General features: G+C 58.5%; 13 protein-coding genes. 8 read left to right on the forward strand and 5 right to left on the reverse strand.

Annotation, left to right across the window (positions count from 1 at the left end; genetic code table 11):
- Nucleotides 1-38 precede the first annotated feature (38 nt).
- From menD to menE, 5 genes are read left to right on the forward strand one after another with little or no spacing between them, the layout of a single operon-like run.
- Nucleotides 39-1,712: a 2-succinyl-5-enolpyruvyl-6-hydroxy-3-cyclohexene-1-carboxylic-acid synthase gene (menD, locus tag SPL01S_RS00190; RefSeq protein ID WP_063196822.1), complete on the forward strand. Its 1,674-nt coding sequence runs from the start codon at nucleotides 39-41 to the stop codon at nucleotides 1,710-1,712.
- Nucleotides 1,709-2,479, forward strand: a complete 771-nt coding sequence (gene menH, locus SPL01S_RS00195; RefSeq protein ID WP_063196824.1) for a 2-succinyl-6-hydroxy-2,4-cyclohexadiene-1-carboxylate synthase — start codon at nucleotides 1,709-1,711, stop codon at nucleotides 2,477-2,479. Before menD ends, menH begins: the two co-directional genes overlap by 4 nt.
- Before the next feature lie 10 nt (nucleotides 2,480-2,489).
- Entirely contained in the window at nucleotides 2,490-3,347 is an 858-nt protein-coding gene (gene menB, locus SPL01S_RS00200) for a 1,4-dihydroxy-2-naphthoyl-CoA synthase (protein ID WP_063196826.1), read from the forward strand.
- The gene (gene menC, locus SPL01S_RS00205; protein WP_063196828.1) at nucleotides 3,347-4,330 is read left to right on the forward strand and encodes an o-succinylbenzoate synthase; all 984 of its coding nucleotides are present in this window, start codon (nucleotides 3,347-3,349) and stop codon (nucleotides 4,328-4,330) included. The genes menB and menC overlap by 1 nt, the downstream gene beginning before the upstream one ends.
- A complete protein-coding gene (gene menE, locus SPL01S_RS00210) occupies nucleotides 4,318-5,703 on the forward strand; it encodes an o-succinylbenzoate--CoA ligase (protein ID WP_063196830.1) in 1,386 nt (461 codons plus the stop codon). Before menC ends, menE begins: the two co-directional genes overlap by 13 nt.
- Nucleotides 5,704-5,744: 41 nt before the next feature.
- Here the strand turns inward: menE and SPL01S_RS00215 are convergent, their stop codons facing one another.
- Nucleotides 5,745-7,181: a catalase gene (locus tag SPL01S_RS00215; protein ID WP_063196832.1), complete on the reverse strand. Its 1,437-nt coding sequence runs from the start codon at nucleotides 7,179-7,181 to the stop codon at nucleotides 5,745-5,747.
- A gap of 336 nt (nucleotides 7,182-7,517) precedes the next feature.
- Between SPL01S_RS00215 and SPL01S_RS00220 the strand changes: the two genes are divergently transcribed.
- Nucleotides 7,518-8,060: a YfaZ family outer membrane protein gene (locus tag SPL01S_RS00220; protein ID WP_062868083.1), complete on the forward strand. Its 543-nt coding sequence runs from the start codon at nucleotides 7,518-7,520 to the stop codon at nucleotides 8,058-8,060.
- Between the two features lie 49 nt (nucleotides 8,061-8,109).
- Here the strand turns inward: SPL01S_RS00220 and tyrP are convergent, their stop codons facing one another.
- Complete coding sequence (gene tyrP / locus SPL01S_RS00225; protein WP_004947176.1) at nucleotides 8,110-9,318, reverse strand: tyrosine transporter TyrP; 1,209 nt, start codon at nucleotides 9,316-9,318, stop codon at nucleotides 8,110-8,112.
- Nucleotides 9,319-9,560: 242 nt separating this feature from the next.
- On the opposite strand from tyrP, the gene SPL01S_RS00230 reads away from it, so the two are divergent.
- Nucleotides 9,561-10,757 (forward strand): nicotinamide mononucleotide deamidase-related protein YfaY, encoded by a 1,197-nt coding sequence (locus SPL01S_RS00230; protein ID WP_063196834.1) that lies wholly within the window; start codon nucleotides 9,561-9,563, stop codon nucleotides 10,755-10,757.
- Between the two features lie 229 nt (nucleotides 10,758-10,986).
- A complete protein-coding gene (locus tag SPL01S_RS00235) occupies nucleotides 10,987-11,130 on the forward strand; it encodes a Hok/Gef family protein (RefSeq protein ID WP_063196836.1) in 144 nt (47 codons plus the stop codon).
- Between the two features lie 67 nt (nucleotides 11,131-11,197).
- On the opposite strand, the gene yfaE is transcribed toward SPL01S_RS00235, so the two are convergent.
- The 3 genes from yfaE to nrdA all read right to left on the reverse strand — a co-directional run bounded on the left by yfaE (nucleotide 11,198) and on the right by nrdA (nucleotide 14,949).
- Complete coding sequence (gene yfaE, locus SPL01S_RS00240) at nucleotides 11,198-11,458, reverse strand: class I ribonucleotide reductase maintenance protein YfaE (RefSeq protein WP_062868081.1); 261 nt, start codon at nucleotides 11,456-11,458, stop codon at nucleotides 11,198-11,200.
- Nucleotides 11,459-11,461: 3 nt separating this feature from the next.
- Nucleotides 11,462-12,592 carry a class Ia ribonucleoside-diphosphate reductase subunit beta gene (gene nrdB / locus SPL01S_RS00245; RefSeq protein WP_006317935.1) on the reverse strand — a complete coding sequence of 377 codons (1,131 nt, stop codon included), beginning with the start codon at nucleotides 12,590-12,592 and terminating at the stop codon, nucleotides 11,462-11,464.
- 68 nt (nucleotides 12,593-12,660) lie between these two features.
- Nucleotides 12,661-14,949 carry a class 1a ribonucleoside-diphosphate reductase subunit alpha gene (gene nrdA / locus SPL01S_RS00250; RefSeq protein ID WP_013813862.1) on the reverse strand — a complete coding sequence of 763 codons (2,289 nt, stop codon included), beginning with the start codon at nucleotides 14,947-14,949 and terminating at the stop codon, nucleotides 12,661-12,663.
- Between the last annotated feature and the right edge of the window lie 221 nt (nucleotides 14,950-15,170).

Consider the following 15,170-nt stretch of genomic DNA (forward strand, 5'->3'; position numbering starts at 1 on the left):
TCAAAGGCTGATTCTGTTAACCGACTTGTGAGCGAATTATGTCGACAAGTGTTTTTAATCGCCGATGGGCAGCGCTGTTGTTGGAAGCGCTGGCCCGCCACGGAGTGCGGCATGTTTGTATCGCTCCGGGATCGCGCTCTACGCCGTTGACGCTGGCCGCAGCGGCTAACAGGTCTTTTATCTGCCATACCCATTTTGATGAACGCGGGCTGGGCCATCTGGCGCTTGGCCTGGCGAAGGCGTCGCGGGAGCCGGTGGCGGTGATCGTCACTTCCGGCACCGCCGCCGCCAATCTCTATCCCTCGCTGATTGAAGCCGGGCTGACCGGTGAACGGCTGGTGTTTCTCACCGCCGATCGGCCGCCAGAGTTGATCAACTGCGGCGCCAATCAGGCTATCCGCCAAACCGGCCTTTATTCCAGCCATCCGGCGCTGAGCATCGAACTGCCGCGCCCGACACCGGATATCCCCGCCAGTTGGCTGGCATCCACCGTCGACAGCGCCATGGCGCGCTTGCAGCACGGCGCTTTACACATCAACTGCCCGTTTGCCGAACCGCTGTACGGCGGCGATGAACAACACTACGCCGACTGGTCGGCGGCGCTCGGCGACTGGTGGCAAGACAGCCTGCCCTGGCTGCGGGAAATGGATCCCCATGCGGTGCTGAAACAACCGGATTGGTTCTCCTGGCGGCAAAAACGCGGCGTGGTGGTGGCCGGGCGCATGAGCGCGCAAGAGGGTGAGCAGTTGGCGCAATGGGCCGCAACGCTTGGCTGGCCATTGATTGGCGACGTGCTGTCCCAGACCGGCCAGCCGCTGCCCTGTGCCGATTTATGGCTGGCTCAGCCTCAGGCGCAGCGCATCTTGCAAGACGCGCAACTGGTGGTGCAATTTGGCAGCAGCCTGACCGGCAAACGCCTGTTGCAATGGCAGGAGCAATGCCGGCCACAGGAGTATTGGTTGATCGATGATTTGCCGGGCCGGCTCGATCCCGCGCATCACCGTGGCCGCCGCATCCGCTCTGGCGTGGCGCAATGGCTCGAACTGCATCCGGCGCAGCCGCGTTCCCCTTGGGCGCAAGAGCTGGCGCAACTGGCTGATCAGGCTCTGGACAGCGTCTCCGGCTATCTGGTGAACCGCTTTGGCGAGGCGCAATTGGCGCACCGCCTGCCGGAACTGCTGGCGGAAAATGGTCAACTGTTCCTCGGCAATAGCCTGGTCGTGCGGCTGATTGATGCCTTGACCCGACTGCCGGCCGGTTATCCGGTCTTCAGCAATCGCGGCGCCAGCGGCATCGATGGCCTGATCTCTACCGCAGCAGGCGTACAGCGTGCAACGGCCAAACCGACGCTGGCGGTGGTGGGGGATCTCTCCGCGCTCTACGATCTGAATGCGCTGGCGCTGCTGCGGCAGTGTTCTGCACCCACGGTGCTGATTGTGGTGAATAACAACGGCGGTCAGATTTTTTCACTGTTGCCGACGCCGGAAGAAGATCGTCAGCGTTTCTACTGCATGCCGCAGGACGTGGATTTCAGCCATGCCGCAGCGATGTTCCAACTGAACTATGCGCGGCCGGAAAACTGGGGGCAACTGAGGCAGGCGGTCGAACAAGGCTGGCGTCAGGGTGGCGCTACCTTGATTGAGCTGCAGGTGCCACCGAGCGACGGTGCCGAGACGTTACGGCACCTGGTGCAACAAATGGCGGTGCAATGATGCTGGCGACACGTATTTTACAACGAGGCGAACCGGATCGCCCTTGGCTGATTTGGTTGCACGGCCTGCTGGGTAACAACAATGAGTGGCGAGTCATCGCCGCGCACTGTCCGCAATGGCCGTCTCTGGCGATTGATCTGCCCGGCCACGGCGATTCGGTTGCCGTGGCATGCCGCGGTTTTGACGATATCAGCGCGCAAATCAGCGCCACTTTGCAGATGCATAACATCGAACGCTATTGGCTGGTGGGCTATTCGCTGGGCGGGCGCATCGCCATGTATCACGCCTGTCATGGTCAAACCGACGGCTTGCTGGGAGTGATTGTCGAGGGCGGCAATCCGGGGCTGGACAGCGAAGAGCTGCGCAGCCACCGCCGTGCGCAGGATGCCGCCTGGGCGGAACGGTTCCGCCATCAGCCGATTGCCGAGGTGCTGGCGGACTGGTATCAGCAGCCGGTATTCACCGAACTCAGCGGGGTGCATCGCGATGCGTTGATTGCCGCGCGATCCGACAACAGCGGCCCGGCGGTGGCCGACATGCTGCAAGCCACCTCGCTCGGCCAACAGCCTTATCTGGCGCCGCAGTTGCAGCAATTGACCGTGCCGCTGATGGTGTTGTGCGGCGAAAACGACCCCAAATTTCAACGGCTGGCGCGCGACGCCGGGTTGCCGTTACGCACCGTGCCGCTGGCCGGACACAATGCGCATCTGGCTAACCCGCAGGATTTCGTCGCCGAGCTGCAGGCCTTTCTCGTTAACCCTGGTTAAGGAACAGAACATGCTTTATCCGAATGAAGAACTACTGTATGCCGCCATCGACTGGCAGGATTGCTCCGGTGATTTCGAGGACATCCTGTATCACAAATCCGCCGACGGCATCGCCAAAATCACCATCAACCGCCCGCAGGTGCGCAACGCGTTCCGGCCGCATACGGTGAAAGAGATGCTGGAAGCGCTGGCCAATGCCCGCTACGACGACGGTATCGGCACCATTATCCTCACCGGCGCCGGCGACAAAGCCTTCTGCTCCGGCGGCGATCAGAAAGTGCGCGGTGACTACGGCGGCTATCAGGACGACAGCGGCGTGCATCACCTGAACGTGCTCGACTTCCAACGCCAGATCCGCACCTGCCCGAAGCCGGTGGTGGCGATGGTGGCCGGTTATTCGATCGGCGGCGGCCACGTGCTGCACATGATATGCGATCTGACCATTGCGGCGGACAACGCTATCTTTGGCCAGACCGGCCCGAAAGTCGGTTCGTTCGACGGCGGCTGGGGGGCTTCTTATATGGCGCGCATCGTCGGCCAGAAGAAAGCGCGCGAGATCTGGTTCCTGTGTCGCCAGTATGACGCTGCCGCCGCGCTGGACATGGGCCTGGTCAACACCGTAGTGCCGTTGGCGGACCTGGAAAAAGAAACCGTGCGCTGGTGCCGTGAAATGCTGCAGAACAGCCCGATGGCGCTGCGCTGCCTGAAAGCGGCACTGAATGCCGACTGCGACGGTCAGGCCGGCCTGCAAGAGTTGGCGGGCAACGCCACCATGCTGTTCTACATGACCGACGAAGGCCAGGAAGGGCGCAACGCGTTTAACGAAAAGCGCCAGCCGGACTTCAGCAAATTCAAGCGTAACCCGTAATGAACGCGCCGATCCGCAACGCCGCGGTTTATCGTTACTGCCTGCCGATGGAGGCGGGAGTGGTGCTGCGTAACCAGCGGCTGAAAACCCGTGATGGCCTGCTGATTCATCTGCAGCAGGGCGAGCAGGAAGGCTGGGGCGAGATTGCGCCGCTGCCGGAGTTCAGCCAGGAAACGCTGGCCGAAGCCGAACAGGCTGTGCTGGCCTGGCTGCAAGGTTGGCAGGCGGGGCTGTTGCCGGCAGACAGCCCGCTGCCTTCGGTGGCGTTCGGCACCAGCTGCGCGCTGGCCGAGCTGGAACAGCGCCTGCCGCAGCAGGCCGATTACCGCAAAGCACCGCTGTGCACCGGCGACCCCGATGAGCTGTTCGAGGTATTGAGCGCGCTGCCGGGCGAGAAGGTCGCCAAGGTGAAGGTTGGGCTGTATGAGGCGGTGCGTGACGGCATGATCGTTAACGTGCTGCTGGAAGCGCTGCCGGATTTGCGCTTACGGTTGGACGCCAACCGCAGCTGGACCCGAGCCAAAGCCGAGGGTTTCGCCAAATACGTCAACCCGGCGCTGCGCGATCGCATCGCTTTTCTCGAAGAACCCTGCAAAACCCGTGATGAATCGCGGGATTTCGCGTTGGCGACCGGCATAGCCATCGCCTGGGACGAGAGCGTGCGCGAGGCGGATTTTGTGGTGCAGGCCGAACCGGGCGTGGCGGCGATAGTGGTCAAGCCCACGTTGGTCGGCAGCCTGAGCCGCTGCCAGGCTCTGGTAGAGCAGGCCCATGCGGCAGGGCTGACGGCGGTGATCAGTTCCAGCCTCGAATCCAGTCTGGGGTTGACCCAACTGGCGCGCATCGCGCACTGGCTGACGCCGGCTACCGTCCCCGGGCTGGATACGCTCGATTTGATGCAGGCGCAGTTGCTGCGGTGTTGGCCGGGCAGCCGCCTGCCGTTGCGGGATCTGCAAACGATGGAATGCCTATGGCGCAGTTGAACGACTGGCCGTGGCGGCATTGGGCGCAGCGGCAACCGCAGGCGACGGCGGTCATTGTCGGGCGACAACCGATTGACTGGCAGGCGCTGCAACGCCAGGTCGATGAGCTGGCGGCCGATTTTCAGCATCAGGGCGTCGAACCCGGTTGCGGGGTCGCGCTGTGCGGCAAGAACAGCTATCCGCTGCTGCTGGCCTATCTGGCGCTGCTGCAGTGCGGTGCGCGGCTGTTGCCGTTGAATCCGGCATTGCCTGTTTCTCTGTTGGAAACGCTGTTGCCTGAACTGGATATGGCGTTTGTCTTCAGCCCGGATCCCTTGCCGGCGTTGCCGGTCGCCCTTATTCCGTTGACCCCGCCCTCTACCGAACCGCGTAGGCTGACTTTGCCCGCCTGGGATCCGCAGCGGTTGGCGACGCTGACGCTGACCTCCGGCTCCAGCGGTATGCCAAAGGCCGCAGCGCATAACTGCGCCGGGCATTTAGCCAGCGCAGAAGGAGTGCTGCGGCTGATGGATTTTCAGCCGCAGGATCGTTGGTTGCTTTCCCTGCCGCTGTTTCACGTCTCCGGCCAGGGCATTGTCTGGCGCTGGCTGGCTGCCGGCGCCACGCTGGTGGTGCGTAATATGTCTCCCTTGGCCGATGCGTTGGCGGGCTGTACCCATGCCTCGTTGGTGCCGACGCAACTGTGGCGGCTGTTGGGGCAGCCGCTGGACGATCTGTCGCTGAAAGAGGTGCTGCTGGGTGGTGCGATGATCCCGGTTTCGCTGACCGAACAGGCAGAGGCGGCGGGAATTCGCTGCTGGTGCGGCTATGGTCTGACCGAACTGGCTTCTACGGTGTGCGCCAAGCGCGCCGATATACGGCCGGGCGTCGGGTTGCCGTTGGCTGGCCGTGAAATCCGGCTGGTGGATGAGGAAGTGTGGATCCGCGCGCAGAGCCTGGCGTTGGGGTACTGGCATTGCGGCGCTTTGCAGCCGCTTGCCGATGAGCAAGGCTGGTTTCATACCCGCGATCGCGGTGAGATGGCGCAGGGCGAGCTGCGTATTATCGGGCGGCTGGACAACCTGTTTTTCAGCGGGGGGGAAGGTGTGCAACCGGAGGATATTGAGCGCGTGCTGACGGCTCATCCGCAGATTACGCAGGTGTTTGTGGTGCCGGTGGAAGATGCTGAGTTTGGTCAGCGGCCGGTGGCGGTGATCGACAGTAAAGGCGCCCTCTCGCTGGATGAATTGCTGACGTGGTCACAGGGCAAGCTGGCCAACTTCCAGCGCCCGATGGCGCTGTTCGCTTTACCCGACGAGCTGAAAGCCGGCGGTATCAAGATTTCGCGCCGTCTGCTTCAGCAATGGGTGGCGGAGCAACTTTCAACGGCATGAAAAAGCCGCCCGAAGGCGGCCGTGGCGGTAAACAAGGCCGATTACTTCAGGCCCAGCGCCCTGGCGACGCCGGCGCCGTAGTCCGGGTGCACCTGGGTAAACAGATCGACCTGACGCCGCTGGATCTGTTCCGGCACCTGCGACAGCTCCCCGGCGATACGGGTGAACATGCGCTGGTGTTCTTCGGCACTCAGCAGGTTAAACAGCGCGCGCGGCTGGCTGAAATAATCCTTATCCTCGCGGTGATTCCAGTGATCGGCTGCGCCTTCGATGCTCAACGGCGGCTCGCTGAAGTCCGGTTGTTCCTGGAACAGGCCGAAGCTGTTCGGTTCGTAGGTCGCCCCGTTGCCGCTGTTGCCGTCCACGCGCATCGCGCCGTCGCGGTGATAGTTGTGGAACGGGCATTTGGCGCCGTTAACCGGGATTTGGTGATGGTTAACGCCCAGGCGATAACGGTGCGCATCCCCGTAAGAGAACAGGCGGCCCTGCAGCATTTTGTCCGGCGAGAAGCTGACGCCCGGAACCACGTTGGCCGGGTTCATCGCCACCTGTTCAACTTCTGAGAAATAGTTGTCCGGGTTGCGGTTCAGTTCGAAGAAGCCGACGTCCATCAGCGGGTAGTCGCCATGCGGCCATACTTTGGTCAGATCGAACGGGTTGTAGGGCGTCTGCGAGGCTTCGTGTTCAGGCATGATTTGGATTTGCAGCTTCCAGCGAGGGAAATCACCGCGCTTGATTGCGTCGAACAGGTCGCGCTGCGAGCTTTCGCGATCTTTGGCGATGATCGCTTCCGCTTCGTCATCCATCAGGTTTTCAATGCCCTGTTCGCAGCGGAAGTGGAATTTCACCCAGAAACGCTCGTTATTGGCATTGATAAAGCTGAAGGTGTGGCTGCCGAAACCATGCATGTGGCGATAGGATTTCGGGATACCGCGATCGCTGAAATCGATGGTCAATTGATGCAAAGATTCCGGCAGATGGGAGAAGAAATCCCATTTGTACACCGGGTTGCGCAGGTTGGTGTGCGGATCTCGTTTTACTACGTGGTTAAGATCGGGGAACTTCAGCGGATCGCGCAGATAGAATACCGGCGTGTCGTTGCCTACCAGATCCCAGTTGCCTTCATCGGTGTAAAACTTCATGGCAAAACCGCGAATGTCGCGCTCGGCGTCTGCTGCGCCGCGTTCACCGGCTACGGTGGAGAAGCGGATGAACATGTCGGTTTGCTTGCCGATTTCAGCGAAGATTTTTGCGCGGGTGTATTGGGTAATATCATGGGTGACGGTGAAAGTACCGTAGGCGCCGGAGCCTTTGGCGTGCATGCGGCGCTCGGGGATCACTTCGCGATCGAAATGGGCCAGTTTTTCCAGGAACCAGACGTCCTGCAGCAGCATCGGCCCGCGTTTTCCTGCGGTGATCACATTATTGTTATCGACAACCGGGGCGCCGGCTGCGGTGGTCAATCCTTTCTTGCTCATCACTTGCTCCTTATCGTATTGCCATTGCGTTAAGACTCGGGTGGCTTAAGCGTTCATCATGGTAGTTCTGCCGGGGGTTCTCTCCTGACGTTGATTAATGCCAATACTATTTGTAGTTCTATTAGGCGATGGCGGCAAATAGGTCTGAGTTATCGTTGGCGTCGTCAGCCTGAATTCGCCTTTCACTTGCAAAACTTTACAATTATCTGATATCCGAAGGTTTTTTTTCGCCCTTATCCCTTAAAGACTCGTTGTGCTTTGGTATAGACTCGTGACCGTATTATTAAGGGTTGGCTCAAGCCATTCTGAACGGATAAAAAACGAGAGGGAAAAATGATGAAAAAAACTTTGGTCGCGTGCGCAGCCGGTATGCTGTTTGTGACCGGTACGGCGAGCGCTATCAGCCTGTCGGGCGAAGCCGGGCAGCATTACACCAACCTTGGTTTCGGCCAAGACACCGGTAGCACCGGATTGGGGTTAACGGGCAACTGGTCGCGCAGCGATCATGACGGTAACGTCGGTAGTCTGGGGCTGAATTTCGGCCTGCCGCTTGGGCCTTTGACCGCTACGGTGGGCGGCAAGGCTGTGTATTTGAGCCCGAAAGACGGCGATAGCGGTGGTGCTTTGGCGTTGGGCGGCGGCCTGGACTGGGCTATCAGCCGTTACTTTAGCCTGCACGGCGAAGGCTATTTTGCACCGGATTCGCTGACCAGCGGTGTGAAAGCCTATAACGAAGCCAGTGGTGGCTTGCGTTGGAATATTTTCCGCCCGCTCAGCGTAGATGTGGGTTACCGCTACATACAGATGGAAGGGAAGGACGGGCGTCGTGACAACACGCTTGCCGATGGCCCGTACATCGGCGTTGGTCTGAGCTTCTAACGCAGCAAAAAGGGGGCCACGGCCCCCTTGTTTCAATGAAAGTCCGCTGTTACCCCACTGCCGGCAATAGGCCGCTGGCGATACCCAACTGAATGGCAATCACCGTAACCCCGCAAACAAACACCAGCGCCAGCGCCGGTGTGCCGCCCCAGACGCGGTATTGCGCCTGATGCCGTTGACGCGTCTTCCAGACCAGCAATGACGGCAGCAACAGCGCCAGCACCGCCAACGCAATGGCGGCAAACCCCAGCGCCAGCACAAAACCGCGTGGATAGAACAGAGCGAACGCCAGCGGCGGCAGGAAAGTGATGGCCCCGGTTTGCAAACGGCCGCGCACGTTGTTCTGGCGCTTGCATAAATCGGCCAGGAAATCGAACAGCCCGAGCGCTACGCCAAGGAAGGACGTAGCCAATGCCAGATCGGCAAACAGATGTACCGCCAACTCTACGTGCGGTGACGCCACCACGTCGCGTACCGCTTGCAACAGGCCGTTTAGCCCGGCTTGTTGCGCCAGAATGCCGACGAAGGTGGTAGAACTGATGGCGCCGAGCGTGGCCAATTGCCAGAAGATATAGGCCACCAGCGGAATGGCGCTGCCGATGATGAACACCCAGCGCAGCTTGCGGATGTTGCCGCCCATGTAGTTAACGATGCTGGGCACGCTGCCGTGGAAGCCAAATGAGGTGAAGATGACCGGGATGGCCGACAGTGCCAGCCCCTGTTCCAGCGGCAATGTCATCAGATTGGTGCGGTGAATGTTCGGCAGCATCAGGCCCAGCATGACGATCAGAAACACCACTTTAGCGCTGAACAATATGCGGTTAAACAGATCGACCGAATGGGTGCCGATGCAAACCACGCCGCCTGCCACCAGAGTAAACAGCAATACGCCGAGCGTGGTGGGGAAATCCTGTGAGGTCCATTGGCTGATGCTGGCTGCCAGCAATTCACCTGCACCGCTGATATAGGCGGCGGTCAGCGCGTACATCAGGAACATCATGCTGAAGCTGGTCAGCCATTGGCCGCCACCGCCGAGGTAACGTTTTGCCAGGGTACCCAGACCGGTATCCGCCTGTTCATGCTGATAAACCTCCACCAGCAACAGCGCGGTGTAACACATCAAGAGCCACAGCCCGACCAGCAAGGCCAGCGTGACACCGAAGCCTACGCCGGCCGCCGCCAGTGGCATCGCCAGCATCCCGGCACCAATGGTGGTGCCTGCCACGATAAAAACACTGCCCAGAGTGCGATTCTTCACTTTTTTCTCTACCAGCCAAAGATTTGGGAAAATTATAGATAACTAATTCTGAGTGCGGCAGGATAGTAGATTGACTATTTCGTGTCAAACATGCGTTATGGGTGGTGTTAAGTTATGTTTACATCCGTACGGGCCGCACGGTACCGCAAAAATGCCTTCAACAGAAATTAACCTGTGATGCATAGTGAAAACTTATTTACGGGCTTCTATAGTGGAATGACTGGAAAATAAGGGAGAGATCAATGTTAAGGGTGGAGATGCTCAGCACCGGCGATGAGGTGCTGCATGGGCAAATTATAGATACCAACGCCGCCTGGCTGGCAGATTATCTGTTCCAGCAGGGTATGCCGATGAGCGGCCGTGAAACGGTGGGGGACAGTCTCTCCTCTCTGATCGAAACGCTGCAGGAACGCAGCCATATCGCTGATGTTCTGATCGTTAACGGTGGGCTGGGGCCGACCAGCGACGATCTCAGCGCGCAGGCGGCGGCTACCGCCTGCGGCGTCGAGCTGGTTGAGCATGCTGAATGGATGGCGCGCATCGAGGCTTATTTTTCCGAGCGCGGCCGGCCGATGGCGGCTTCAAACCGCAAACAGGCGCAGATCCCGGCCAACGCCGAAATGCTCGATAACCCGGTCGGCACCGCCTGTGGTTTTGCGCTCAAGCTGAACAAGTGCACGATGTTTTTCACTCCCGGCGTACCTTCCGAATTCAAAGTGATGGTCGAGCAGCAAATCGTTCCCCGCCTGCGTCAACGTTTTTCCCTGCCGGCACCGCCGCTGTGTCTGCGTTTAACCACCTTTGGCACCTCGGAAAGCGATCTGGCCACCGAGCTGGACGGCATGCCGTTGCCGCCGGAAGTGGTGCTCGGCTACCGTTCTTCCAGCCCGATCATTGAACTGAAACTGACCGGCCCGGAGAGCCAGCGCGCTGCGATGGAACAGGCATGGGAGCGAGTGCGTCAGGTGGCGGGTGAAAACACCATTTTTGAAGGCACGATAGGCTTGCCGGCGACGCTGGCACAGCGGTTAACCCAACAAGGGTTGAAGCTGGCGCTGAGCGAACAGTTCAGCGCCGGGTTGATCAATCTGCAATTGCAGAGCGAAGGCGCACCGTTGGCCGGCGGTGAGCTGTTGCCGTCGCATTGTGTGGAAACCCTGGAAACCACGTTGGCTCGCGCCCGTTCGTTGGCAGAGCTGGCAGGGGCGCAATTGGCGCTGGCGGTCAGCGCGATGAGTGAGGATCGAGTAAGCGTTGCGTTGCACACGCCGAAGGGGGGGATCGGCCAGACGTTACGCTACCGGGCGGCGCGCCATGGCTTGCGTCTGCGGCAGGAATCGGTGGCGATGCTGGCGCTCGACATGCTGCGGCGCTGGCTCAACGGCGAACAGGTCTGCGGCAAAAACGGCTGGCTGGAGATAGTGGAGATTATCGAGTAAGGACTCGTCAGGTTTAGTGATATATCCCTTATTAATCATAATATTATAAGGGGTTATCTTGGTTGGGACAGGCTGTTACAATCGCTGCGGGTGCTTGAGACTGTTCGTCTTGAGCATTGTGTGGCAAGGCGGATAAGTGAAAGCCCCAAACTGACTCTCAATCAGAATGGGGCTGCACATACCGCCTAGACACCGGTATGGTAGCCCCTTCACAGCAAGGAGGCAAGCCATGTATAAAAAGCATGCGCTATACGCGTTAACGGTTGTATGTATTACGGTTTTGGTATTTATCTGGATGATTAAAGATCGGTTTTGCGGATTGGAAATCTACCAGAAGGATATCACTATCCTGATGACGTTGACCTGTATGTGAAGCGGTAATCATCGGGCGGGGGAAACCCCGCCTTCTGGTGACCAGGCGCGGTTTCAGGCACCCAACGTCAAATTTCCAGCTCGATGTCCGTCAGCGGCATGCAGCAGCAGGGCAGGATCTCCCCGTCATTGATAAACGCCAGCGGCTGTTGGTGATAGGTCACTTCGCCTTTTACCAATTTCAGGCGGCAGGCGCCGCAATAGCCGGAGCGGCATTGGTATTCTACCTGCACGTCGTGCAGTTCCAGTACGTCGAGCAGGCAGCTTTCATTTTTCGGGCAGGATAACTGCGTGCCAGCGGCACGCAGTGTGATGAGAGGTGATGCCATCGCTTACAGTTCGAAGTCGCTCAGGTCGTCGGCATGCACTTCCGAGTCGATCTGACCAACCAGATAAGAGCTGACTTCCACTTCCTGCGGAGCAACCTGAACGTTGTCGGACACCAGCCAGGCGTTGATCCACGGGATCGGGTTAGAGCGGGTTTCGAACGGCAGGCCAAGGCCAACCGCCTGCATGCGGATGTTGGTGATGTATTCCACATACTGGCACAGAATGTCTTTGTTCAGGCCGATCATCGAGCCGTCGCGGAACAGGTATTCCGCCCACTCTTTTTCCTGTTGGGCGGCCAGCACGAACAGATCGTAGCACTGTTGCTGACACTCAACGGCGATTTCCGCCATTTCCGGGTCATCGGCACCGGAACGCATCAGATTCAGTATGTGCTGAGTGCCGGTCAGGTGCAGTGCTTCATCACGGGCGATCAGCTTGATGATTTTGGCGTTGCCTTCCATCAGCTCGCGTTCCGCAAAGGCGAACGAACAGGCGAAGCTGACGTAGAAGCGGATGGCTTCCAGCGCGTTCACGCTCATCAGGCAGATGTACAGCTGCTTTTTCAGCGCCCGCAGGTTAACGGTGACGGTTTTGCCGTTGACCTGATGGGTGCCTTCACCCAACAGATGATAGTAACCAGTCATCTCGATCAGATCGTCGTAATAGCCGGAAATGTCTTTTGCGCGCTTGAGGATCTCTTCGTTGGTAACGATGTCATCAAACACCAGCGCCGGATCGTTGACGATGTTACGAATGATGTGAGTATAAGAACGCGAGTGGATGGTCTCGGAGAATGACCAGGTTTCCACCCAGGTTTCCAGCTCAGGGATTGAGATCAGCGGCAGCAGGGCCACGTTCGGGCTACGGCCCTGGATGGAATCCAGCAGCGTTTGATACTTCAGGTTGCTGATGAAAATGTGCTTTTCATGTTCCGGCAGCGCCTGATAGTCGATACGGTCGCGGGATACGTCAACTTCTTCCGGACGCCAGAAGAAGGACAGCTGCTTCTCAATCAGTTTTTCGAAGATTTCATGTTTTTGCTGATCGAAACGCGCGACGTTAACCGACTGGCCGAAGAACATCGGCTCCAGCAGCTGGTTGTTTTTTTTCTGAGAAAATGTGGTGTAAGCCATAAGCCTGAATCCATCGTAACGTGGCTAAATGAAGGGGCCGGAAGAGTTCCGGCCCGCTGTGTCAAACATTAGATCTTGCAGGCGCCGCTTTCGCAGTCGTCATCGCCGCCCTTGGCCGGCAACAAATCTTCCTGCACATCGTCCGCACCGTCACGGGTGTTCTGATAGTACAGCGTCTTGACGCCAAACTTGTAGGTGGTGAGCAGGTCTTTCAACAGCTGCTTCATCGGCACCTTACCGGCCGGGAAACGGCTTGGGTCATAGTTGGTGTTGGCAGAGATCGACTGGTCGATAAACTTCTGCATCAGACCGACCAGTTGCAGGTAACCGTCGTTGTTCGGCATTTCCCACAGCAGCTCGTACTCGTTTTTCAGACGCTCATACTCCGGAACCACCTGGCGCAAAATGCCGTCTTTCGATGCTTTGATGCTGATGTGGCCGCGCGGCGGCTCAATGCCGTTGGTGGCGTTGGAAATCTGCGACGAGGTTTCCGAAGGCATCAGCGCAGACAGGGTGGAGTTGCGCAGGCCGGTTTCCTTGATCTCTTTACGCAGGGTTTCCCAGTCGTAATGCAGAGGTTCGTCGCAGATCACATCCAGATCTTTCTTGTAGGTGTCGATCGGCAAGATGCCCTGAGAATAGGTGGTTTCATTGAACCACGGGCAGGCGCCTTGTTCCTGAGCCAGACGGTTCGACGCCTTCAGCAGGTAATACTGGATGGCTTCGAAGGTTTTATGGGTCAGGCTGTTGGCGCTGCCGTCGGAGTAGCGCACACCGTTCTTCGCCAGATAGTAGGCATAGTTGATCACGCCGATGCCCAGAGTACGGCGGCCCATGGCGCCACGGTAAGCGGCTTTGATCGGATAGTCCTGGTAGTCCAGCAGGGCGTCAAGCGCGCGCACCGCCAGGGTAGCCAGCTCTTCGAGATCGTCCAGGCTTTCGATGGCGCCCAGGTTGAAGGCGGACAGCGTGCACAGCGCGATTTCACCGTTTTCGTCGTTGACGTCATCCAGTGGCTTGGTCGGCAGGGCGATTTCCAGGCACAGGTTGGACTGGCGTACTGGTGCGATCTGCGGGTCAAACGGGCTATGGGTGTTGCAGTGGTCAACGTTCTGGATGTAGATACGGCCGGTAGAAGCGCGCTCTTGCATCATCAGTGAGAACAGTTCGACCGCTTTCACGCGTTTCTGGCGAATGCTGTCGTCTTTTTCGTACTGGGTGTACAGACGTTCGAATTCGTCCTGATTGGCGAAGAACGCGTCATACAGGCCCGGCACGTCAGACGGGCTGAACAGGGTGATGTCTTCGCCCTTGATCAGACGCTGGTACATCAGGCGGTTCAACTGCACGCCGTAGTCCATGTGACGCACGCGGTTGCCTTCAACGCCACGGTTGTTCTTCAGCACCAGCAGGCTTTCCACTTCCAGATGCCACATTGGGTAGAACAAGGTGGCTGCACCGCCACGCACGCCGCCCTGAGAACAGGATTTCACCGCGGTCTGGAAGTGTTTGTAGAACGGAATACAGCCGGTATGGAAAGCTTCGCCCCCACGGATCGGGCTGCCCAGCGCACGGATGCGGCCGGCATTGATGCCGATACCGGCGCGTTGCGAAACGTATTTCACAATGGCGCTGGAGGTGGCGTTGATGGAATCCAGGCTGTCGCCGCACTCGATCAGCACGCAAGAACTGAACTGGCGGGTTGGGGTGCGTACGCCGGACATGATTGGCGTAGGCAGCGAAATCTTGAAGGTGGAGATCGCGTCGTAGAAACGTTTAACGTAGTCCAGACGGGTTTCGCGCGGATAGTTGGAGAACAGGCACGCGGCGACCAGGATATACAGGAACTGGGCGCTCTCGTAGATCTCGCCGCTGACGCGGTTCTGCACCAGATACTTCCCTTCCAGCTGTTTGACGGCTGCGTAGGAGAAGTTCATATCACGCCAGTGATCGATAAAGGAGTCCATCTGCTCGAACTCTTCAGAGCTGTAGTCTTCCAGCAGATGCTTATCGTACTTGCCCATTTCGACCATGCGCGTCACGTGAGCGAGCAGCTTTGGCGGCTCGAACTGGCCGTAAGCTTTCTTGCGCAGGTGGAAGATGGCCAGACGTGCCGCCAGGTACTGATAGTCCGGCGCGTCGCGCGAAATCAGGTCGGCTGCTGCTTTGATAATGGTTTCATGAATATCGGCGGTTTTGATGCCGTCATAAAATTGAATATGGGAACGCAACTCTACTTGAGATACCGAGACGTTATTTAAACCTTCTGCGGCCCAGTCGATGACCCGGTGGATTTTGTCGAGGTTGATGCGCTCTTTACGGCCATCGCGTTTAGTTACAAGCAGACTTTGGTTCATGTGGTTGTCCGTATGATTCCCCCAAGCAGAAGTGTAGTCGCTCTGCTCAGTATGTAAACACTACATATAGGGGTTGTATGTCGGTGAGGTAACAAGATAGTGAGAAAACAGGGCGTTTGCAAGTGAACAAAACCGGCCTATTTTGTGGATAACTTGGGGGTGAAATTTGGCTTCCGGCCGTGAGTGCGCGCTGTGACTGGTGCGACGAGCTTGTCAATAAG

The organism is Serratia plymuthica NBRC 102599 (assembly GCF_001590925.1).
GTDB lineage: Bacteria > Pseudomonadota > Gammaproteobacteria > Enterobacterales > Enterobacteriaceae > Serratia > Serratia plymuthica.